We start from the raw sequence: 21782 nt of genomic DNA, 5'->3' as shown, positions 1-21782 counted from the left end.
TGCGGGGCCCGCCGGCGGGCGGGGCGCGATGCGACGGAACCGGGTCAGGCCGCGCTGGCCGCGGCAATCAGCGCCTTGAGTTCGCGCTCCGACGCGGCCGGGTCGCCCAGGTTCACCTCGATGAGGCGGCGCAGGTGGGTGATGGACTCCAGATCGATGCTGCGGCACAGCACGCCGGCGTGGCCGCCCTCCACATGGGCCAGCTCGCCGGCCATGGCGATGTGGACATCGGCGCGTTCGTCGCCCAGAGGCAGCTTGACCAGACAAGGCATGCCGGCCTGCGGTGGCGGACCGTCGGGCAGCTGCAGCAGCACGCCCTTGAGTGAGATGTCGATGACCTGGCAGCGCAGCAAGGCCTGCGTGGTGATCAACTCGGCGCCGGCGGCAAAGGCGACACGGGCGAATTGGCGGCGTTCGGTGCTGATGATGGTCTCCCGTTGGCGGGGCAGGCTGAGGATGCTAGACGAACGGTTCCAGAGCACCAGCTCCGGCGAAGACGGTGCTGTGCTCCACGGCCTGCTGCAGCCGCTCCGGCGCCAGCGACGCCAGCCCCATGGCCTCCAGCATGAACCAGGCGGCGCGCAGATAGGCCACGATCTCCTCGCGGGTGGCGTCGGTCTGCGTGGGCTCCTCGTTCCAGCCGCGGGCCGGCGCCTGGCGCGGTGCGACCACGGCGGGCCGGTGCGCCAGCGCAATGCGGGCGAGCAGCTCGCGGGTGTCCACGCTGGCGCTGGGGGCGTCGATGAGGCGCACGAGGTCGCCCAACTGCTGCTCGGCCGCGGCGGCCAGCAGCCGCGCGGCCTGGTCGGCGCCGCCGGCCAGGTACAGCCCGGCCGCCAGATCCACGTATTCGAGGGCGGCCGACAGCCGCTGCAGGTCGGGGTTGGACGACATGGTCGGGGAGTCTAGGTCGTGTCAAGCCGCAACGAGCGGCCAAACTTCACGTGCCCTTGTTTATGCTGGACCGCTTGGGGAATGTTCCGAGGAGACCCACGATGTACCGCCGCCTGCACCTGCAACACCTGGCCGCCCTGGCCGCCACGGCGGCGCTGCCCGCCGGAGCCGCCGACGACAAGGACGGCACCTACGACGAGGACTCCATCCTGAAGGCAGCCACGGACTTCTTCGGCCAGACCACCGAGGGGCTGGCCAAGGTCATCGAGAAGGCGTTCAAGGAGCAGGGCCGCCCCAACGCCTACATCAAGGGCCAAGAGGCCGGCGCGGCCATCACCGTGGGCCTGCGCTACGGCGAGGGCGATCTGCTGATGAAGGGCGGTGGCGGCGGCAAGGTGTTCTGGGCCGGCCCGTCCATCGGCTTCGACCTGGGTGCCAACGCGTCCAAGGTGTTCACGCTGGTCTATCACCTGCCCAAGGCCGCCGACATCTACCAGCGCTTCCCCGGCGTGGACGGCAGCCTCTACTACATCGGCGGCGCGGGCATCAACTACCAGCGGCTCAAGGGCATCACACTGGCACCCATCCGGCTGGGCGTGGGGTTGCGCGCCGGCGCCAGCGTGGGCTACATCCACTACCGGCGCGAGAAGAGCATCAACCCGTTCTGACGGCGCGAACACGCCGGGTTCTGCGGCCGGTCAAGGCGCGGCGCCGGGCGGGCTGTCAACCTCGCCCCCTCCCGCAACAAGGTCGGCCATGCAGGGCCGGCATCGCGGCGTAGACTGTAAATCCATCCAGTATTCGAGGCCCACCGTGAGCAGCAGCACCACCGACCTGCCCGTGCAGGACATCTCCAGCGAAGTCCTCATCGAGAAGTACGCCAAGGGCGGCGAGCAGACGCCCGACGAGCTGCGCGAGCGCGTGGCCCGTGCGCTGGCCGCGGCCGAGAAGCCGGCCGACCGCGCGCGCTGGGCGGCGGCGTTCCTGGAGGCGCAGCAGCGCGGCTTCGTGCCGGCCGGGCGCATCATGTCCGCCGCCGGCACCGAGCTGTCGGCGACCCTCATCAATTGCTTCGTGCAGCCGGTGGGCGACTCCATCGCGACGGCCGAGGACGGCGTGCCGGGCATCTACACCGCGCTGACCGAAGCCGCCGAGACCATGCGCCGCGGCGGCGGCGTGGGCTACGACTTCAGCCGCATCCGCCCGGCGGGGGCCTGGGTGGGCTCCACGCGCAGCCACGCGTCCGGCCCGATCAGCTACATGCGCGTGTTCGACCGCAGCTGCGAGACGGTGGAAAGCGCCGGCAGCCGCCGCGGTGCGCAGATGGGCGTGCTGCGCTGCGACCATCCCGACATCGAAGCCTTCATCCACGCCAAGGACCAGGGTGACCTGCGCAACTTCAACATCTCCATCGGCGTGACCGATGCCTTCATGCAGGCCGTGCAGGCCGACGGCCTGGTAGAGCTGGCGCACAAGGCTCAGCCCAGCGCCGAGCAGATCGAGGCCGGTGCCTACCAGCGCGGCGACGGCCAGTGGGTCTACCGCAAGGTGCGCGCCCGCGAGCTGTGGGACCAGGTCATGCGCTCCACCTACGACCACGCCGAGCCGGGCGTGCTGTTCCTGGACCGCATCAATGCCGACAACAACCTGCACTACTGCGAGACCATCGCGGCGACCAACCCGTGCGTGACGGCCGACACCTGGACGATGACCGCCGACGGCCCGCGCCAGGTGGGCGAGCTGATTGGCCGCCCCTTCCATGCCATCGTCGACGGCAAGGCCTACGCGACCGAGTCGGCCGGCTTCTTCGCCACCGGCGTGAAGCCCGTGGTGCGCCTGAGCACCCGCGAGGGGCACGCGTTGCGCCTGACCGGCGACCACCCGGTGCGCCGCGTGACGCGCAAGACGCGCTACCTCGTCGAAGCCGAATGGGTGCCGGCTGCCGACGTGAAGCCGGGCGACGAGCTGATGCTGCACGACCACCGCGCGCTGGACGGCTGGGAAGGCCCGCGCAGCGAGGCCGAGGGCTATCTGCTGGGGCTGCTGATCGGCGATGGCACGCTCAAGGCCGACAAGGCCGTGCTGTCCGTCTGGGCGCCCGAGCTGAAGGCCGTGGGCAGCGATGTGGGCCACCGGCCCGCCAGCGTGGACAGCGTCATGCGTGCCGCCGAGACGGCGATGCGGGCGGCTGTCGTCTCCCGTGCCGACTTCCAGGGCTGGCAACGGCCCATCGCCGGCCGGGGTGAGTTCCGCCTGGCCTCCACGGGCCTGCGCGACCTGGCCGGCGCTCTGGGCGCCACGCCCGGCAACAAGCGCATCACGCCGGCCATGGAGGCCACGTCGTCGGGCTTCCACCGGGGTCTGCTGCGCGGGCTGTTCGACGCCGATGGCTCGGTGCAGGGCTCGCAGGACAAGGGCGTCAGCGTGCGACTGACGCAGGCCGACCTGATGCAGCTGCAAGCCGCACAGCGCATGCTGGCGCGGCTGGGCATCGCGTCCACGATCTATCAAGACCGCCATCCCGCCGGCCTGCAGCGTCTGCCCGACGGCCAGGGCGGCGAGCGCGACTACGAGCGCCGTGCCGTGCATGAGCTGGTGATCAGCGGCGACAACCTGCGCCGCTATGCAGATCAGGTCGGCTTCGAAGACAGCGCCAAGCAATCGCGCCTGGACGAATTGCTGAGCGCCTACCGCCGCGAACTGAACCGCGAGCGCTTCACGGCCACGGTCGAGGCCATCACGCCCGATGGCGTCGAGGCGGTCTACGACGTCACTGTCGAGCACGTCCATGCGTTTGACGCCAACGGTCTGTATGTCCACAACTGCGCCGAGCAGCCGCTGCCCCCCTACGGCTGCTGCTGCCTCGGCTCCATCGACCTGACCCGCTTCGTGCGCGACCCGTTCAGTGCGAAGCCGGTGTTCGACGAGGCCGGTTTCGCCGAGGTCGTGGCGGTGGCCACGCGCATGCTGGACAACGTGCTGGACGTGACGCCCTGGCCGCTGTCCGCGCAGGCGCAGGAGGCCGCCAACAAGCGCCGCGTGGGGCTGGGCTTCACCGGGCTGGGCGACGCGCTCGTCATGCTGAACCTGCGCTACGACACGCCCGCCGCGCGCGACATGGCCAGCCGCATCAGCGAGATCATGCGCGACGCGGCCTATGCCGCCAGCAGCGACCTGGCTGCCGAGCGCGGCAGCTTCCCGCTGTTCAACGCCGACCTGTATCTGTCCGGCGGCAGCTTCGCATCCCGCTTGCCGCAGGCGCTGAAGGACAAGATCCGCGCCCAGGGCCTGCGCAACTCCCACCTGCTGTCCATCGCGCCCACCGGCACCATCAGCCTGGCCTTTGCCGACAATGCGAGCAACGGCATCGAGCCGGCGTTCTCGTGGGCATACACGCGCAAGAAGCGCCTGTCGCAGGCCGAGGGCGGCGGCTTCAAGGAGTACCAGGTCGAGGACCACGCCTGGCGCCTGTACCGCCACCTGTTCGGCGCCGATGCGCCGCTGTCCGATGCCTTCGTCACCGCACTCGAATTGAGTGCGGCGGATCACGCTGCGATGGTCGCGGCCGTGGCGCCGTACATCGACACGTCCATCAGCAAGACGGTCAATGTGCCGGCCGACTACCCCTACGAAGACTTCCAGGACCTGTACGTGCAGGCCTGGCAGAGCAAGTTGAAGGGGCTGGCGACCTACCGGCCCAACAGCGTGCTGGGCTCGGTGCTCAGCGTGACGCCGGAGGTCAAGCAGCCGGAGCCGCTGCGCGCCGACGTGGAGGGCGCCAACCAGCGCCTGAAGGTGGACCGCCTGCCGCAGGCCGTCGTCGCGTCGCTGCGCTGGCCCAGCCGGCCCGACATGCCCGGCGGCAACCCGGCCTGGAGCTACCTGATCCAGCATCCGCACGGCGATTTCGCGCTGTTCATCGGCGAGCTGCCGCTGGACGGCCCCGATGGCGGCCTGTTCGGCCGCAACCTGCCGTTCGAGGTCTGGGTCAATGGCGCCGAGCAGCCGCGCGGCCTGGCCGCACTGGCCAAGACGCTGTCCACCGACCTGCGCACCAACGACGCCGCCTGGCTGCGCCTCAAGCTCGACGCGCTGGCCACGGTGGCCGAAGAGCGTGCCTTCGAGATGCCCATGCCGCCCAGCGGCGAGAAGCGGCTGTTCCCCGGCGTCGTCGCCGCGACGGCGGCCGTCATCCGCTGGCGCTGCGAGCAGCTGGGCGCGCTGGCGGAGGGCGGCCCCACGCCCGTCGTGGACGCGATGTTCAGCCGCAACGAGCCGCGCACCGGCACGTCCGGCACGCTGGCCTGGGCGGTGGACGTGGACAACCCGGCCACCAACGAGCAGTTCACGCTGACGCTGAAGGAGGTGGTGCTGCCCACGCCGGACGGCGGCAGCGTCATGCGGCCCTGCGCGATGGGCTTCTCGGGCAACTACCCCAAGGCGCTGGACGGTCTGGCGCGGCTGCTGAGCCTGGACATGCGCGTCATGGACCCGGGCTGGATCGCGATGAAGCTGCGCAAGCTGCTCAACGTCGGCGAGCCGCTGGGCCACTTCATGGCCCCGGTGCCGTCACTCAATGGCGAGCGGCGCCAGCAGGTGTGGCCGTCCACGGTGGCCTACGTGGCGCGGCTGGTCATCCACCGCTACGCGATGCTGGGCATCCTGGACGAGATGGGCCAGCCGCTGGCCGACATGGGCCTGCTGCAGGCCCCGGAGCCCAAGCTCGCGGCGGCAGCCGGCACGCTGCAGGTGCAGGCCGGCAAGCCCTGCCCGGAGTGCGGCAACGCCACGATGATCCACAAGGACGGCTGCGACTTCTGCACCGCCTGTGGCTACGTGGGGCAGTGCGGCTGAGGGCCCCAGCCCTCATGCCGCAGGTCCGGCGCCAGCGTCTCGTCGGCTCAGAAGACCAGCCGCTGCCACGGTGACCCCGTGGCCCGCCCGGCGAAGTATTCGATGCAGGCCGGCCCGTGGGGCTGTTCGGTTTCGATGAAGTAGAGCCGCTCGGCGACGGCCTGCACGTCGGTCGCCGAGAAGTTGGCCTTGACCTGGCGCAGGCCCTGGTGATCGAACAACCAGGCGCCCGTGGCGCTGGAGATCACCAGCCCCTGCCCGGCGGGCGCCACGCCGCTGAAGCGGGCACCTTGGGCCTGGTCGAGCAGGGCGAAGCCGGCATCGCTGCGCTTCAGCAACTGGCCGCGGTTGGTCACGGCGTACACCTCGTCGTGCGTCAGGGCCGCCACGCCGGTGACGATGGTGGTCGCCGGGTCGATGTCGGGCGCCGGCGCGCCGGCCCAGGCCTGGCCGTCCCAGTGCGCGATCGTGCCGCGGTAGCCCACCACGTAGGCATCGTTGGCGGCCGTGCCGTGCAGCTTGTTCAGGCTCGCGTCGGCGCCCGTGGGCTGCTCGTGCCAGCCGCTGCCGTCCCAGCGGTACACCGAGCCCGACGCGGTGGCGAAGAAGACCTGGCTGTCGGACGTGCCCCAGACCGCCGTGAAGTTGGGCGCGTGGCCGGCCTTTGCCAGCGGCGGTGCCTGGGTGTGCGTCCATGCGAGCGGGCCGCTGGTTTCGGTCGGCGGTGCGGCGGCCTGCCATGGCGTGGGCGCGGTCGTCCAGGCGGAGCCGTCGGCGCCGGCCAGCCACAGATGGCCGGCCGGCGACCGCCACATCGCGGCCAGCGGGCGGGGCGTGCTCAGGATGGACTCGGTCAGGCCCTCGTCGTCCATCACGTGGTGCAGCAGCTGCCCGGCCGGATTGAGCGCGTCGGACTCGGGATAGACGGTCGTCAGCACGTACAGCGCCTGCGGGCCCGCGGGTGCCACGCAGAGTGAGTTGCGTATCCAGTGGTCCTGGGACATGAGGCGCCTTCCGGTCAGAGGTCGTAACGTTGAGACTTGGACACTTTCTTGGGCGGCGCAACGCCGCCGACGATGCCGTTGCCGAGGTAGCAGTTCAGGTCGGCCTTGAGCACCGTGACGAAGTGCTGCTGCATTTTGTAGCGCACGGCGTATGCAGCCTGCTCCGCGGCATGAACCGCATCGCCCGAGCCCACGTACGCGCGATGCTGCTGCAGGGACTCGGAGGTCGCAAGCTGCATGAAGTCCAGCCACTGCGCCAGCGTGGGGAACTTCTGCTTGGACTCGCATTCCAGGCAGAAGCGACGTTCGCGGTCGGTGAGATATTTGTGTTCGGTGCCGGCCTTCTGGTCGTCATCGACCCAGTAGGTCAGCGCTCGGCCTTCCGTGTAGCGGCCGGCGCCCTGTACGACGGCGCCCTTGCGGCCGCTGCCGATGATGAAGCAGGAGTTGGGCACGAAGTGCTCTGCCTGCACGTTGTCGGGGCGAACGCCCCGGCGGGCGGCCGTCTTGCTCCTGGAGTAGGTCACCAGCACTATCGGCGGGTCGAAGTCGTTGAAGACGCTGTCATCGGGCACGGGGAGCGAGGCCGTCAACGGGCAGCTGCCGATGATGTCGGTTTCATCCATGCCGCTGGTTTCGTCGTCGAAACAGTTCAGATCCAGGATTCTTGGGTCGCCTGGCAGCTTGCGCGCGCAATAGGGGCAGGTCAGCGATCCACAGGTCGCGTGGTTGCTGCATGGTTGGATGTGGGCCGAGCAGTACGCCAGCTCGCAGACTGCGCAAACGCATTGCTTCAGGCAGCTTGCGCATACGTTTGCCGTGTAGGTGCAGCCGCCGACGTTGCATTCGAGAAGCGTCGTCGTGAGCACCTTCTGGCACATCGTGCAGTGCTGCGCGCTCATCGGCGTGGGGCCTGTGGGCGGTTGTCAGCCCAGGCCGTGGGTGGCAGGCGCGCGGCCCGGCATCGCCCCGTCGCCAAACCTGGGCCAGGCGCTGTCGTCGCGCTGGGCGGCGATGTCGTCCCACGGGATGGTGACGTCCGCGCAGAACAGGGACATCACGCGGGCATCCGGTGGCAGCCGGCGGTTCGTGAGCAGCGCCTGGCAGCTGGGATGCAGGTAGAAGGTGGGCCCGGCGGCGAACTGCGTGACCACGAACAGCGCGGCCGCCCTGCCATCGCGAACGCCGGCGCTTTGCGTCCATCGCAACCCGCAGCGGATGCGGTCCAGTGCCACGCCGGGTTCCAGCCCGTCAACGGCGTGCGGGTAGCGCTGCTGGAGAAACTGCAGGATGCGCCAGCAGCGGCGGGAGGCGGCGGCGCCCCTGAGGCGTTCGACCTGGTCGTGCGAGATGATCACGCGGTGCCCTCCGAAGGCGCGGGTGAAGCCTCGTTATCGTCGGCGTGCCAGCAGCATGCACGCCTGCTGGACGTCCGGACGAGGCAGTCAATCGGAAGGTTAGCAACCGCGGCGGGGTTCAGGCAAGCTTCACGGGCGGCGCCGTGCGATCAGGACGGCAGGTTGCCGCGGGCGAAGCGGGTGCGGCACTGTTGTGCACCGTTCACCGTCTCGAAGTCGCTGGCCAGCATGATCAGCTGCTTGCCGTCGGCCGTGGGCAGCAGCGGCGAGGAGTAGTTCTGGCACCAGTTGGTGCCGTTCGGCGCGTTCAGCACCTTGACCGGTGCGGCCATCGCCGTCCAGGCGCCGCTGCCGTCGGCGGTGCTGCTGATGAAGATGGTGCCGCCGTTGCCGGCCGTGTCGACCGCGCCGGCGCCGGTGTTCAGGATCTGCCCGACCAGCGCAATGCGCTTCTGTGCTGGCAGCCACACATGCGTGGGCGCGTGGCGGAACCAGCCGCCGTCCGCCGTCTTGGGCTCTTGCCCCTTGTCGGCCGTGGAGCCCCAGTCCAGCCCGTCGGCGGAGCGCTTCAGGTAGACGCGGCAGTCCAGCCCGGCGGTGCTGCAGAACTCGTAGCTCAGCAGGTAGCTGCCGTCGCCCAGGCGGCTGGTGACGGCCATGCCGGGGCGGTCGGTGGCCTTGACGGCGGCGACCAACAGGCGCGGCGCGGTCCACGTGACGCCGTCGGCGGTGTTCATGATCTTCAGCACCTGCGACGCGCCGTCGTCGGTCTCGTCGGAGTACATGCAGGCGAGCTGGCCGTCCTTTGTGACGAGGAACTCGGGCTCCCAGATGCCGGTGCCGTCGCCGCCGCGCGGCTTGCGGCCGACGCCGCAGTTCGCGTTCAGCGACGTCCAGGTCTTGCCAGCGTCGTTGCTGCGGTAGATGGGGTGCTTCATCGGCGTGCCCGGTGTGTCCTGGCCGACCGAGGCGGACCACAGCAGCGTGCCGGCGGGCAGCACGCCGACGGTGGAGGGCAGCTCGTAGATGGAGCCGCAGCACAGGCCCCTGGGCCAGGCGGCGTCGGTCACGGCGCCCTGCAGCGCGAAGCTGGCACCGTCGTCACGGCTGATGAAGATGCGGCCCTGGCCGGTGCCGCCGTTGAAGGCGATGGTGCTGGCGATGACCGCGCCGTTCAGCGACGCGTCGGCCTGGTGCGCCAGGCGGATGGCGCGCGGGTAGAAGGCCTCGGCGTCGCCGTTGAGCAGCGTGCCGGTGCGCGTGGGCACGGGCGCCGGCGGCACGGGGTCGGGCGTGGACGGCGAACCACCACCGCCACCGCCGCCGCAGCTGGCGCAGGCGCCGATGAGCAGCAGGGCCGGCAGCAGCGCGGCCGTGAGTGCGAGTTTTTGCCAGAGCTTCATGAGGAGGGTCATTGTGTTGCGCTCCAAGAACAGTAGGGATGAGTTCGCCCAGCCGCATCGCAGCGGGCGCTGCGGCGGGCGTGTGAAGAGGGGAGGGGACTAGGCGGTCAGGCTTCGCCGGACGGCTTGCGCTGCGGCACGCCGCTGGCTATGGCCGACCCGAAGTCGGGGCGGCCGTCGGCCGTCCAGCCGAAGCGCTGCACACGCATCGTGCGGCCGCTGGCGTCGCCGGCGGCCTGGTCCTTGGCGTGGTAGACCAGCCAGTCTTCCTTACCGTCGGGTGAGCGCGTGAAGCTGTTGTGGCCGGGGGCGAAGACCTTGTCCGTCGGGCCGAACAACGGGGTCGGGTGCTTGGCCCAGCTCTTGGGGTCCAGCGGGTCCTTGCCGGTCAGTTCCAGCAGACCCAGGTAATAGACGGCGGCGGTGTGGCCGGCCGAGTAGACGACGAAGTCGCGGCCGTGGCGTTGCAGCGCCTGTGGCGCCTCGATCCAGTAGTGGTCGCGCTGCGGCTGCCAGCGGCCGTCCACCTTGTGCCAGCCGCGCTCCCAGTCGTGCTCGCCGCGCACGATGCGCACGCCGGGGCCGCTGGCGCGGGTGGGGCTGCTCATGGGTGCGATCCACAGGCCGTCGTCGGCGTACATCCAGTACAGCCGGCCGTCCGTCAGGCGCAGCACCGAGCCGTCGATCGAATAGCGCTCGTGCTCCTGGTGTACGCGGCCGCGGTCGACGAACGGGCCCATCGGGTGTTCGGCCTCCAGCACGTAGTGGCGGTGGTTGGCGTCGATGCCGTCGGCGGCCGTGAAGTAGAGGTACCAGCGGCCGTCGAGGTGGTGCAGCTCGGGCGCCCAGATCATCTTGCTGCGCGGGCCGCCCGGTTCGGGCGTCCAGACCTTGCGGCGCTCGGCTTGGCGCCAGTCGCTCAAGCGGTCGGAGCTGTAGACCCACAGGCCGCCCTCGGGGTCGAAGGTGGCGGTCAGGTAGTAGCGGCCGGCGTGCCAGACGACCCAGGGGTCGCCGGCCTCGACGCCGGGCAGCACGGGGTTGGTGAAGGTGTCCTGCGTTTGCGGCGCGGTCATCGCGGCTCCTGGCAGGCCCAGGCCGGTGGCGGCGGCCAGGCCCAGCAGGCCCCGTCGGCGCAGCGCCGGGCCGGGCGTGTCGTCGTTGTTCATCGGTGTTGTCTCCTCGCCGGGTGGCCTGTCGGGCCCGCGGCGGCGCGATGCTAATCGGCTTTCTTGTTTATAACAAGTTAATTGGTTAATAATGGGCGCTGTCAGGATTGGGAGGCGATATGAGAGTGCTCGTGACCGGCGGGGCCGGCTACATCGGCAGCATCACCACGCTGCAGCTGCTGCAGGCGGGGCATGAGGTGCTGGTGCTGGACAACTTCAGCAACGCCAAGCCGGCCGTGCTGGAGCGCATCGCGCAGCTGGCGGGCCGTGCGCTGGCGTTCAGCCAGGGCGATGTGCGCGACGGCGCGCTGCTGCGCCGTCTGCTGAAGGAGCATGACGTCCAGGCCGTCATGCACTTTGCGGGGCTCAAGGCGGTGGGCGAGTCGGTCCACAAGCCGCTGGAGTACTTCGACAACAACGTGCAGGGTTCGTTGAGCCTGCTGGCCGCGATGCGCGATGTGGGCGTGAGGACGCTGGTGTTCAGCTCGTCGGCCACCGTCTACGGCCTGGCAGACACCATGCCGCTGCGCGAGGACGCGCCCACCGGCACGACCAACCCCTACGGCCGCAGCAAGCTGATGGTGGAGCAGATGCTGCAGGATCTGGCCGCCGCGGACGCGAGCTGGTCGCTGTGCGCGCTGCGCTACTTCAACCCGGTGGGCGCGCACCCCAGCGGCCTGCTGGGCGAGGACCCACAGGGCATTCCCAACAACCTGATGCCCTTCATCGCCCAGGTGGCGGTGGGGCGGCGCAAGGCGCTGCAGATCTTCGGCCGCGACTATCCCACGCCCGATGGCACCGGCGTGCGCGACTACATCCATGTGCTTGACCTCGCTGCCGGCCACCTCGCGGCGCTGGGCCATGTGCATGGCAGGCCGGGGCTGCATGTCTTCAACCTCGGCACCGGCCGGGGCCACTCGGTGCTGGAGGTGCTGCGCGCCTACGAGGCGGCGTGCGGCAAGCCGCTAGCGCACGAGTTCGTGCCGCGCCGCGGCGGTGACGTGGCGCAGAGCTGGGCCGACCCGGCGCGTGCTGAATCGGCGCTGGGCTGGCGCGCCGAGTTGAGCCTGGAACAGATGTGTGCCGACTCGTGGCGCTGGCAGTCGCAGAACCCGAACGGCTATTGAATTGCGGCCCCTCGCCCGGTCTTGCCTTGCTGGACGCAGGCAAGCCCAGTTTGTCCCCCGAGGGGACGGCGATGCTTGCCGGATTGACCGGCAAGCACATCGCCCAAGGCGGGCCGGCTTGGGAGCGGCCCGGCGCTCGGCCCGAAAGCCATCACGCTACGTCAGGGCCGGATCCTCGCGGGAAGTCGAACGCCACGCGCATGACGATGTCCTGCGGGTAGTTGCCGAACTTGCGGCCGAACAGGTTCATGCCGCCGCGGTTGCGCGCGTCGGGCTTGACGCCCAGGCGCACCTTGATGTGGTTGGTCTGCGGCAGCGACAGCTGGTCGATGCCCACGCTGCTGAGTTCCACGCCGTCGATCATCGAAGCCTTGGCGCCCACGCTCCACTGCTTCAGCAACCCGTGCGTCGTGCGGTCGGTCTGCCACCACGACGGCATCAGCAGCGAGGGCTTGCCACCGTAGTCGCCGGGGCTGGTCCAGGTGCCGATCTCGACGTCGTTGATCCACAGCGTGATGTCCGAGGGCCAGTCCTCGTTGTACTGCGGCGCCTCGGAGCAGATCTCCATCGACAGCTCCAGGTGCGAGGGCACCGCACCGTGCGGCAGGTTGTTGGGGAAGGCGTAGTCCACGTAGCCATCACCGCCGAACCACAGCAGCTGGGCGTAGACGTGCTCGGGCTCGAAGAAGGAGCGCGGGTCGTCCAGCATGCCGATGATCTTGTTCTCGCTGACCAGGCCGCAACTCGGCCGCGCCTCCACGTGGCGGTAGCTGCCCACGGGCATGCTCACGGAGATGACGTTGGGTTTGCTCTCCACCGCGGCGCCCGGCAGGCGCAGCCGCACCTCGTCGTAGCGCTTGGAGCACAGCTTCTGCTGGCCGCGCGTGCCGGGCTCCACCTCCACCGACACCAGGCCCACGGCCTGCAGCTGGTTGATGTTGAAGCTGACGGTGGAGTGCGGCAGGCCCATCGCGGTTGCCAGCTCCGACACGTTCAACACCTGGTTCGTCAGCATGCCCAGCATGGCCTGGCGAGTGTCCGAGGCAAGCGCCTTGGCCACGGCCAGCGCGGCATCGCCCTCGACCACCAGGATTCGGCTGCCTGCGACCTCCATCGACTCACCCCTTTGAACCCAAAGAAGTTGCGAGTTTATGCGGGCGGTCTGCGCGGGCGAGGCGGCGCTTTCCCTGGGAAAAGTAGGGTTGATTAGGGTAAAGACTGATCGTTACTAACAAATAAAATGGCGACAATGAACGCATGAGTTCCCCAGATCCCAGCGTGACCGTGCATCGCCGTCGCAACCCGTTGACGGGTCGGCATGTGCTCGTGTCGCCGCACCGCACGCAGCGCCCCTGGCAGGGCGCGCAGGAGGCGGTGGACGACGCCCGGCTGCCCGCGCACGATCCCGGCTGCTACCTGTGCGCCGGCAACACCCGTGCCAACGGCCAGCGCAACCCCGACTACCGCGGCAGCTTCGTCTTCACGAACGACTTTGCGGCCCTGCAGCCCACGGCGGGCGATGCGCCGGCCACGAACGACCCGCTGCTGCAGGCGCAGCCCGTCGCCGGCGAATGTCGCGTCGTCTGCTTTTCGCCCGACCACGGCAAGACGCTGCCCGAGCTGGACCCGGCCGCGCTGCGCGGTGTCGTGCAGGCCTGGATGGAGCAGAGCGCCGACATGGGCCGGCGCCACCGCTGGGTGCAGGTGTTCGAGAACAAGGGGGCGGCCATGGGCTGCTCCAACCCGCACCCGCACGGCCAGGTCTGGGGGCTGGACCAGTGGCCCGATGAGGCCGCGCTGGAAGACCTTCACCAGCGCGAACACCTGGCCGCGAACGGCGAGCCGCTGCTGGTGCAGTACGCGCGCGCCGAGTTGGCTGCGGGCGAGCGCGTCGTCGTTGAGACCGCGCATTGGCTGGCGGTCGTGCCCTACTGGGCCGCGTGGCCGTTCGAGACGCTGCTTGTCCCGAAGGCCCACACGCTGCGGCTGGACGCGCTGACCGGCGTGCAGGCCGATGATCTCGCCGTTGCCGTGCGCCGCCTGACGACGCGCTACGACAACCTGTTCCGCTGCTCCTTCCCGTACTCCATGGGCTGGCACGGCGCGCCCCACGAGGCCGGCCGTGCCGACGACATGCGCTTGAGCCACTGGCAGCTGCATGCGCACTTCTACCCGCCGCTGCTGCGCTCGGCCACGGTGCGCAAGTTCATGGTGGGCTTCGAGATGCTGGGCGAGGCCCAGCGCGACCTGACGCCCGAGGCCGCCGCGCAGCGCCTGCGCGACGTCAGCGACACGACGCACTATCGGACGAGGGCGGCATGACCACAGCACCTGAGACAACGCCGCGCGAACGAGCGGCGCGGGGACTCCTGCGCGCCTTCGGCATCGAGGCGCAGCGCGTGGCGCGGGCGCCGGCCCGCGTCAACCTCATCGGTGAGCACACCGACTACAACGAGGGCTTCGCGATGCCCTGCGCCATCGACCGCGACACCGTCGTGGCCGCCGCGCCGCGCGCGGACGACATCGTCGAGGTGCTGGCCTGCGACCTCGGCGAATCGCGGGGGCGCTTCCGCGTCGGCGACGCGGCCGACGTGAGCAACAGCCCGCAGTGGCTGCGCTACGTGCAGGGCATGGTCGCGGTGCTGAAGGCCCAGGGCCTGCCCATCGGCGGCGCGCAGCTGGCCATTGCCGGCAACGTGCCGCAGGGTGCGGGGCTCAGCTCCTCGGCCTCGCTGGAGCTGGCCGTGGGGCAGGCGCTGTCGGCGCTGAATGGCTGGCAGCTGCCGCCTGCAGCCATGGCCCTGGCCGGCCAGCGGGCCGAGAACGTGTACGCCGGCTGCCGGTGCGGCGTGCTGGACCAGATGTCCTGCGCCTTCGGCGTGGCCGGCCACGCGCTGCTGCTGGACTGCCGCAGCCTGGACGTTCAGCCCATCGCGCTGCCCGCCGGCACGGCCGTGCTGGTCATCGACTCCAAGATCCAGCGCGGTCTGGTGGACAGCGAATACAACCTGCGCCGCCAGCAGTGCGAGGCCGCCGCGGCGGGCCTGGGCGTGAAGGCGCTGCGCGACGTGAGCGACTCGCTGTGGTCGCGCTGCGGCGGCGCGCTGGACGGGGTGGTGCGCCGCCGCGCACGGCACATCATCAGCGACAGCCAGCGCTGCGAGCTCATGGCCGCAGCCATGCAGCGCGGCGACCTGCGCGAGATGGGCCGGCTGATGCGCGAGTCGCACTGGTCCATGCGCGACGACTTCGAGATCACGGTGCCCGCCATCGACGCGCTGGCGGCGTTGGTGCAGGACGTCGTCGGCGACGTCGGCGGCGCGCGCATGACCGGCGGCGGCTTTGGCGGCTGCGTCATCGCGCTGGCGCCGCAGGACGCGGTGGAGGACGTCCGCGCGGCGGTGGCGACGAGCTACCGCTCGCCCGACGGCCGCAAGGCCGAGGTGCATGTGTGTGCCGCGTCGGGCGGGGCCGGGGTGCTGGCATGACGACGCTCGACGTGTTCACGCTGACGGCTGCCGACGGCCTGCGCATCGCCGTCACCAACGCCGGTGCCGCGTGGACGTCCTGCCGCGTGCCCGTCAACGGCGCGTCGCGCGAGGTGCTGCTGGGCTACCAGGCGCCGGTCGACTACCTGAGGCAGCCGGGCTACCTCGGCGCCATCGTCGGCCGCTATGCCAACCGCATCGCCGGCGCGAGCTTTGAGCTCGACGGCCAGCGCTTTGCATTGCAGGCCAACGAAGGCGAACATCAGCTGCATGGCGGCGCGGGCGGATTCCATCGCAAGCTGTGGACGGTGGGCTCGCACACCGAGGACGCGCTGGAACTCGCGCTCGTGTCGCCCGACGGCGACCAGGGCTTCCCGGGCGAGCTGAGCGTGCGCGCCATCTACCGTGTGCAACCGCCGCTGACCGTCACCGTGACGCTGGAAGCGACGACGACGGCACCGACGCTCGTCAACCTCAGCAGCCACGCCTACTTCAACCTCGATGGCGATGCGGCCGACATCCGCGGGCACCGCCTGCAGATCGCGGCCGACCGCTACCTGCCCGTGCGCGCCGACCTGATCCCCACCGGCGAGCAGGCCGATGTGGCCGGCACGCCGTTCGACTTCCGCACACCGCGCCGCCTCGGCGATGCGCTGGCTGCGCTGGCCGAGACCGGTGCCGCGCCGGCCTGCCACGACCACTGCTGGCTGGCCGGTGGCGCGACGCTGCAGTCGGGCGACGGCCGGCTGACGCTGGATCTGCGCAGCAACCAGCCCGGCCTGCAGTTCTATGCCGGCGAGTTCCTGCCCCGCACGCCCGACCGCCAGGGCCGGCCCCACGCCGCCCACGCCGGCCTGGCGCTGGAACCGCAGGCCCTGCCCGACAGCCCGCATCACCCCGAGTGGCCTCAGCGCGACGCCGTACTGCGCCCCGGCCAGACCTACCGCCACCAGATCACCTACCGTTTCTTGCCGACCTGACATGAGCCATCCCACCACCACTCCCGCCCGCTGGACGACCGAGCAGGCCCATGCCTGGTTCAAGGCCCAGCCCTGGGCGCTGGGCGCCAATTTCGTGCCCGCCACGGCCATCAACCAGCTGGCCATGTGGCAGGCCGAGTCGTTCGACCCCGAGCGCATCGACCTCGAACTCGGGTGGGCCGGGGGCCTGGGCATGAACACGATGCGCGTGTTCCTGCACGACCTGCTGTGGGCGCAGGACGCCGCGGGCTTCAAGCAGCGCATCCACCAGTACCTGGACATCGCCCAGCGCCACGGCATCTTCACGATGTTCGTGCTGTTCGACTCCTGCTGGGACCCCGAGCCCAAGCTGGGCCCGCAGCGCGAGCCCATCCCCGGCGTGCACAACTCCGGCTGGGTGCAGAGCCCGTCGGCCGCGCAGCTGGCCGACCGCTCCACCTGGCCTCAGCTGCGCGCCTACGTCGAGGACATCGTCAAGACCTTCGGCCAGGACCCGCGCGTCACCTACTGGGACATCTGGAACGAACCCGACAACCAGGGCGGGGGCATGGGCTACTACCAGCCGCGCGAGGCCAAGGACAAGATCGCGCTGGTGGCCGAGCTGATCCCGCAGGCCTTCGACTGGGCCCGCGCCCAGAACCCCATCCAGCCGCTGACCAGCGGCCTCTGGCTGGGTGACAACTGGGCGCCCGATTCACCCGAGCTGAACGCGGTGCAGAAGGCGCAGCTGGCGTACTCCGACGTCATCAGCTTCCACGACTACAACTGGCCCGAGAAGTTCGAGTCGCGCATCAGGCAGCTGCAGAGCTATGGCCGCCCGCTGATCTGCACCGAGTACATGGCGCGCAGCCTGGGCTCCACCTTCGACATCGCGCTGCCCATCGCCGTGCGCGAGGACGTCGGCATGATCAATTGGGGTTTCGTCGACGGCAAGAGCCAGACCAAGATGCCTTGGGACTCGTGGAAGCGGCCGTACACCATCGACCCGCCGCTGGTCTGGTTCCACGACGTGCTGCACACGGATGGCAGGCCCTACCGCGAACGCGAAGCCGAGCTGCTGCGGCAGTATGGTGCGCGCAAGCGTTGAACCGGCCGCGTTGACATAAGCAGAGGCGCCGCCACGCAAGGCGCCCAGCACCCGGAGACATCTTTTGACCGCAAGCATCCAGTTCGCCGCCGTGGCCAAGCGCTACGGGTCGGTCGACGTCATCCCCGACTTCTCGCTCGACATCGCTGCGGGCGAGTTCATCGTGCTGCTGGGCCCGTCGGGCTGTGGCAAGTCCACGCTGCTGCGCATGCTTGCCGGGCTGGAGAGCGTGTCGGGCGGGCGAATCCGGCTCGGCGGCAACGACGTGACCGACCTGCCGCCCGGCCGTCGCGGCCTGGCGATGGTGTTCCAGCAGTACGCGCTCTACCCGCACATGAGCGTGTTCGACAACATGGCCTTCGGGCTGCGCAACATCGGCGTGGCCGAGGCCGAGGTGAGCAAGCGCGTCACCCACGCCGCGCAGATGCTGGAGCTGGATGCGCTGCTGGGCCGCAAGCCCGGCCAGCTCTCCGGCGGCCAGCGCCAGCGCGTGGCCATCGGCCGCGCCGTCGTCAAGGAGCCCCAGGCCTTCCTGTTCGACGAGCCGCTGTCCAACCTCGACGCCAAGCTGCGCAACCGCACCCGCATCGAGATCGCGCGGCTGCACAAGCGGTTGGGCTCGACGATGGTGTTCGTCACGCATGACCAGGTCGAGGCCATGACGCTGGCCGACCGCATCGTCGTCATGAACGGCGGGCGCATCGAGCAGCTCGGCGAGCCGATGGCCATCTACCAGCGGCCACGCACCAAGTTCGTGGCCGGCTTCGTCGGCAGCCCGGCGATGAACTTCCTGCCCGTGGAGCGCGTGCCCGACGACGCCGGCCGCGTGGTCGTGCGGCTCTTCGGCGGCGAGCTGCTGCGCACGCAGGTCCGCGCCTCGGCTTCGCTGGGGGGCGAGCTGACCATCGGCGTACGGCCCGAGGGCCTGAAGCTGGCCGACGCCGGCGTGCTGTCCGGCCGCGTGGAGCTGATCGAGCGGCTGGGCGAGCGCAGCCTCGCGCACGTGGGCCTGGGCAGCGGCGCCGTCGTCGTCGCCGAGGTGCCGGTGCAGCGGCCGCTGGCGCTGGGCGACGTCGTGCAGCTGCAGCCGGACCTGAACCAGCTGCACGTCTTCGGCGCAGACGGCCTGGCCCACCATGCCGAGGTGGCGGCGGCATGAGCGCTGCTGCCGTCAACCGCTCGGCGATGACCGGCCCCGCCTGGGTGGGCTGGGCCTTCGTCGCGCCGTTTCTGCTGTGCTACCTGGGGCTGCTGGCGGCGCCGGTGCTGGAGGGCTTCTGGCTGTCCCTGCACGCGGTGGACCTGCTGACCGGCCGCGGCCAGTTCGTGGGTGTCGCCAACTTCATCGACCTGGTGCGGGACGAGATCTTCCTGCGCAGCGCCGCCAACACGGTGCTGTTCGCAATGATCTGCACGCCGGCCTTCGTCGGCCTGGGCCTGGTGCTGGCACTGGTGCTGAACCGCCCCGGCAAGCTGGGCGCGTGGCTGCGCGGCATCTTCTTTGCGTCCAACGTGTTGTCGGTGACGGTGGTCACGCTGATCTGGCGCCTGGTGCTGCTGCCGGACCGCGGGCTGCTGAGCCAGGGCCTGTCCGCGCTGGGGCTGCCCGACTTCGCGCCGCTGACCGACGAGCGCTTCGCGCTTCCCTTCATCGCGCTGGTGACCGTGTGGTGGGGCATAGGGCTGCCGATGACGCTGATCCTCGCGGCCTTGCAGCAGGTGCCCAAGGACCTGTACGAGGCCGCCGCGCTGGACAACGCGAGCCGCTGGCGTCGCTTTCGCTTCATCACGCTGCCGGCGCTGCGCCGCACGCTGATCCTCGTGGCCATCGTGCAGCTGCTGGGCCAGCTGCAGGTGTTCGGCCAGGCACAGCTGCTGACCAACGGCGGCCCCAACAACAGCACGCGGACGATGGTGATGTTCATCTACGAGGCGCTGTTCGACCAATGGGCGCTGGGCTACTCCGCCGCCGCCGCGCAGCTGCTGTTCGTGCTGCTGGTGCTGGGGGTGTCCGTGCAGCGCTGGGCCGAGAAGAAGGAGGACGGGCGATGAGAACGTCTCTCTTCGACCGCGTGCTGCTGGCTGCGGCCATCGCGCTGGCCGTCCTGTGGATGCTGCCGCTGGCCTGGGTGTTCGCGCTGTCGCTGAAGTCCAACGCGGTGCTGATGGAGCGCACCGACGCGTTGCTGTCGACGCCGTTCACGTTGCGCAACTACGCCGACATCCTGGCCAACCCGGCCGTGTTCCGCTGGGTGCTGAACAGCTGCGTCGTCGCCGGCGTGCAGACGCTGCTGGTGCTGCTGCTGTCGTCGCTGGCGGGCTATGGCTTCGCGCGCTGCGAGTTCCGTGGCAAGCGCCTGGTCTTCGCGTTGGTGCTCGCCGGGCTCGCGGTACCGGAGCCGGCGGTGGTGATCCCGCTGCACCGCTTCTTCGCCGAACTGGGCCTGCACAACAGCTACGCCGGGCTCATCCTGCCGCGGCTGGCCGCCCCCTTCGGCGTGTTCCTGATGACGCAGTTCTTCAAGGCCATCCCGCGTGAACTGGAGGAGGCGGCGCTGATGGACAACGCCTCGCGCTGGACAACCTTCTGGCGCGTCGTCCTGCCGCTGACGCTGCCGGCGCAGGCGACGCTCGGCATCTTCAGCTTCCTGGCCGCGTGGAACGACTACCTGTGGCCGCTGATCTCCGCGACCCGCCCCGAGATGTACACGCTGACCCTGGGCCTCGCGGCCACGCAGACGAACTTCGCGCAGTCCGAGGGGCTGGGCTTCCTGATGGCGCAGGCCGTGTTCGCGGCGCTGCCGGTGCTGGTGCTGTACGCGTTCTTCCAGCGCCACATCGTGGCCGCGGTGGCGGGGGGCAAGGCGTGAAGCGCAGCCTCATCGCCTTCGCCGCGGCGCTGCTGACAGGGGTGGCCACGGCTGCGCCCGTCGAGATCACGCTGGCGCGCTTCTTCGGCAGCTGCGACGCCGAGCACGGCCACGTCACCGACGCCAGCCAGGTCACGAGCGAGTGCGGCATCGTCACCGTGCTGACGAACAAGTTCAACGCTCAGAACGCTGGCCGCATCCACGTCAACACGCAGGTCGTCGAGCACTCGGCCTACTACCCGCAGCTGGGTGCGCGCATCGTCGGCGGCGACCTGCCCACCATCGCCATCATGCACAGCTCCGTGCTCGGCGACTTCGCCAAGCGCGACCTGCTGCAGCCGCTGGAGGACGGGCTGGATGCGGCCGATTTCACGCCCCACGCGCGCCACGGCGTCACGCTGGGCGGCCATGTGCTGGCGCTGCCCTACGACAGCCACGCGATGCTGTGGCACATCAACCTCGGGCTGATGAAGCAGGCAGGCCTCGTCGACGCTCAGGGCCACGCGAAGCTGCCCACCTCGCCCGGCGAGCTGCTGGCCCAGGCGCGCGCGTTCAAGCGCGCCACCGGCAAGCCGTACTTCGTGTGGCTGACGCTGAACGACCCGAGCTTCTTCGCACGCAGCGTGCTGGGCCTCGTGAACCAGCAGAACGGCCGCCTGTTCCCCCGGTCGGACCAGGCCATCGACCTCGGCACGCCCGAGATGAAGCAGGCCGTCACGCTGATGCGCACGATCTACGCCGAGGGGCTGTCCACGCGCCACATGGACTACAGCGCCGCGCTGCAGGCCTTCATGGCCGGCGCCGGCGGCGTGATGCCCAACGGCACCTGGCTGCTGGGCCAGCTCAACGAGCGTGCGGCGCAGGCGGGCAACCCGCTGAGCCGCGCCTACGAGGCGGTGCCCGAGCCCACGCTGTACGCCCGGGCCGCGACCTGGGCGGACAGCCACGTGTGGGTGATGCTGCGCAACCCGCGGCAGACGCCGGCGGAGCGCGCCGCGGCGATCACGTTCCTGCGCTTTCTCAACGACGAGAGCCTGGCCTGGGCCCGCACCGGCCAGCTGCCGGCGCGGCAGTCGGCCGTGGACAGCGCGGCCTTCAAGGCACTGCCCATGCGCGGCTCGTTGGGCCCGGTGGCGCAGGACGGCACCGGCCTGCCGCCCACCGTGGCGCGGCAGTCGCGCGTCATGGGCCTGCTGGGTGAAACCGTGTCGGCCATCGTTGTCTCCGGTGAGCCGCTGGAGGCGGCGCTCGCCAAGGGGCAGCAGCGCATCAACCGCCTGCTGGAGCGCGAGGCGCGCTTCCTGGGCAAGTGATGCGAAGGCAACACTCATGGTTTGCCATAGTTTTATAACAAGTTAATTGGTGAATAATCATCAAAACGATCAGAAAGGATCGCCGGCTGCCGTCGGCGATCCGGCCGACGCCAGTGCGGCCCTGACCCGCGGCAGGAACTGATTCTCAAGAACCCCCGCCTGGGCGACAGCCCTTGGCGGCGGGGCGCACCAAGCTCCCTCCCGGGGTGTTGTTGCGCTCAATGTTGCAAAAAAA

Annotated in this window: 19 protein-coding genes; 11 read left to right on the top strand and 8 right to left on the bottom strand. The window is 70.1% G+C overall.

Going from position 1 to position 21782, the window contains the following annotated elements; translation table 11 throughout:
- Positions 1-44: 44 nt before the first annotated feature.
- Both ACG04Q_RS00275 and ACG04Q_RS00270 read right to left on the bottom strand, forming a co-directional pair.
- Positions 45-482: a PilZ domain-containing protein gene (locus tag ACG04Q_RS00275; protein WP_394508781.1), complete on the bottom strand. Its 438-nt coding sequence runs from the start codon at positions 480-482 to the stop codon at positions 45-47.
- Positions 460-894 carry a hypothetical protein gene (locus ACG04Q_RS00270; RefSeq protein WP_394508780.1) on the bottom strand — a complete coding sequence of 145 codons (435 nt, stop codon included), beginning with the start codon at positions 892-894 and terminating at the stop codon, positions 460-462. Before ACG04Q_RS00270 ends, ACG04Q_RS00275 begins: the two co-directional genes overlap by 23 nt.
- A gap of 101 nt (positions 895-995) precedes the next feature.
- Between ACG04Q_RS00270 and ACG04Q_RS00265 the strand changes: the two genes are divergently transcribed.
- Together ACG04Q_RS00265 and ACG04Q_RS00260 are read left to right on the top strand one after the other, a co-directional pair.
- The gene (locus tag ACG04Q_RS00265) at positions 996-1562 is read left to right on the top strand and encodes a DUF1134 domain-containing protein (protein ID WP_394508779.1); all 567 of its coding nucleotides are present in this window, start codon (positions 996-998) and stop codon (positions 1560-1562) included.
- Positions 1563-1650: 88 nt separating this feature from the next.
- Positions 1651-5748, top strand: a complete 4098-nt coding sequence (locus ACG04Q_RS00260; protein WP_394508778.1) for an LAGLIDADG family homing endonuclease — start codon at positions 1651-1653, stop codon at positions 5746-5748.
- A 47-nt stretch (positions 5749-5795) separates the two neighbouring features.
- Here ACG04Q_RS00260 and ACG04Q_RS00255 read toward each other — a convergent pair whose 3' ends face one another.
- The 5 genes from ACG04Q_RS00255 to ACG04Q_RS00235 all read right to left on the bottom strand — a co-directional run bounded on the left by ACG04Q_RS00255 (position 5796) and on the right by ACG04Q_RS00235 (position 10682).
- The gene (locus tag ACG04Q_RS00255) at positions 5796-6752 is read right to left on the bottom strand and encodes a WD40/YVTN/BNR-like repeat-containing protein (RefSeq protein WP_394508777.1); all 957 of its coding nucleotides are present in this window, start codon (positions 6750-6752) and stop codon (positions 5796-5798) included.
- Positions 6753-6766: 14 nt separating this feature from the next.
- Positions 6767-7654, bottom strand: a complete 888-nt coding sequence (locus ACG04Q_RS00250) for a hypothetical protein (protein WP_394508776.1) — start codon at positions 7652-7654, stop codon at positions 6767-6769.
- Between the two features lie 24 nt (positions 7655-7678).
- Positions 7679-8110 carry a hypothetical protein gene (locus ACG04Q_RS00245; RefSeq protein ID WP_394508775.1) on the bottom strand — a complete coding sequence of 144 codons (432 nt, stop codon included), beginning with the start codon at positions 8108-8110 and terminating at the stop codon, positions 7679-7681.
- A 149-nt stretch (positions 8111-8259) separates the two neighbouring features.
- Positions 8260-9513: a sialidase family protein gene (locus tag ACG04Q_RS00240; RefSeq protein WP_394508774.1), complete on the bottom strand. Its 1254-nt coding sequence runs from the start codon at positions 9511-9513 to the stop codon at positions 8260-8262.
- 107 nt (positions 9514-9620) lie between these two features.
- Entirely contained in the window at positions 9621-10682 is a 1062-nt protein-coding gene (locus tag ACG04Q_RS00235; RefSeq protein WP_394508773.1) for a glycoside hydrolase family 43 protein, read from the bottom strand.
- A 119-nt stretch (positions 10683-10801) separates the two neighbouring features.
- Here ACG04Q_RS00235 and galE point away from each other — a divergent pair, with 119 nt between their 5' ends.
- On the top strand, positions 10802-11809 hold the full coding sequence (gene galE / locus ACG04Q_RS00230) for a UDP-glucose 4-epimerase GalE (protein ID WP_394508771.1): 1008 nt from the start codon (positions 10802-10804) through the stop codon (positions 11807-11809).
- 151 nt (positions 11810-11960) lie between these two features.
- Here the strand turns inward: galE and ACG04Q_RS00225 are convergent, their stop codons facing one another.
- Positions 11961-12923 (bottom strand): ArsR/SmtB family transcription factor, encoded by a 963-nt coding sequence (locus tag ACG04Q_RS00225; RefSeq protein WP_394508770.1) that lies wholly within the window; start codon positions 12921-12923, stop codon positions 11961-11963.
- 143 nt (positions 12924-13066) lie between these two features.
- Between ACG04Q_RS00225 and ACG04Q_RS00220 the strand changes: the two genes are divergently transcribed.
- The 8 genes from ACG04Q_RS00220 (at position 13067) to ACG04Q_RS00185 (ending at position 21547) form a co-directional block, all read left to right on the top strand.
- The gene (locus ACG04Q_RS00220; RefSeq protein ID WP_394508769.1) at positions 13067-14131 is read left to right on the top strand and encodes a UDP-glucose--hexose-1-phosphate uridylyltransferase; all 1065 of its coding nucleotides are present in this window, start codon (positions 13067-13069) and stop codon (positions 14129-14131) included.
- A complete protein-coding gene (galK, locus tag ACG04Q_RS00215; RefSeq protein WP_394508768.1) occupies positions 14128-15297 on the top strand; it encodes a galactokinase in 1170 nt (389 codons plus the stop codon). Before ACG04Q_RS00220 ends, galK begins: the two co-directional genes overlap by 4 nt.
- Positions 15294-16277: an aldose epimerase family protein gene (locus ACG04Q_RS00210; RefSeq protein WP_394508767.1), complete on the top strand. Its 984-nt coding sequence runs from the start codon at positions 15294-15296 to the stop codon at positions 16275-16277. The genes galK and ACG04Q_RS00210 overlap by 4 nt, the downstream gene beginning before the upstream one ends.
- Before the next feature lies 1 nt (position 16278).
- Complete coding sequence (locus tag ACG04Q_RS00205) at positions 16279-17364, top strand: glycoside hydrolase 5 family protein (protein ID WP_394508766.1); 1086 nt, start codon at positions 16279-16281, stop codon at positions 17362-17364.
- A 64-nt stretch (positions 17365-17428) separates the two neighbouring features.
- A complete protein-coding gene (locus ACG04Q_RS00200) occupies positions 17429-18523 on the top strand; it encodes an ABC transporter ATP-binding protein (protein ID WP_394508765.1) in 1095 nt (364 codons plus the stop codon).
- Positions 18520-19416, top strand: a complete 897-nt coding sequence (locus ACG04Q_RS00195; protein ID WP_394508764.1) for a carbohydrate ABC transporter permease — start codon at positions 18520-18522, stop codon at positions 19414-19416. Before ACG04Q_RS00200 ends, ACG04Q_RS00195 begins: the two co-directional genes overlap by 4 nt.
- On the top strand, positions 19413-20234 hold the full coding sequence (locus tag ACG04Q_RS00190) for a carbohydrate ABC transporter permease (protein WP_394508762.1): 822 nt from the start codon (positions 19413-19415) through the stop codon (positions 20232-20234). Before ACG04Q_RS00195 ends, ACG04Q_RS00190 begins: the two co-directional genes overlap by 4 nt.
- Entirely contained in the window at positions 20231-21547 is a 1317-nt protein-coding gene (locus ACG04Q_RS00185; RefSeq protein WP_394508761.1) for an extracellular solute-binding protein, read from the top strand. Before ACG04Q_RS00190 ends, ACG04Q_RS00185 begins: the two co-directional genes overlap by 4 nt.
- The last annotated feature ends 235 nt before the right edge of the window (positions 21548-21782 follow it).

It is taken from the genome of Pelomonas lactea (assembly GCF_043555885.1).
Classification (GTDB): Bacteria; Pseudomonadota; Gammaproteobacteria; order Burkholderiales; family Burkholderiaceae_C; genus Pelomonas; species Pelomonas lactea.
Note: the sequence above shows the minus strand (reverse complement) of the source record. Positions and strands in the feature narration are given on the sequence as shown.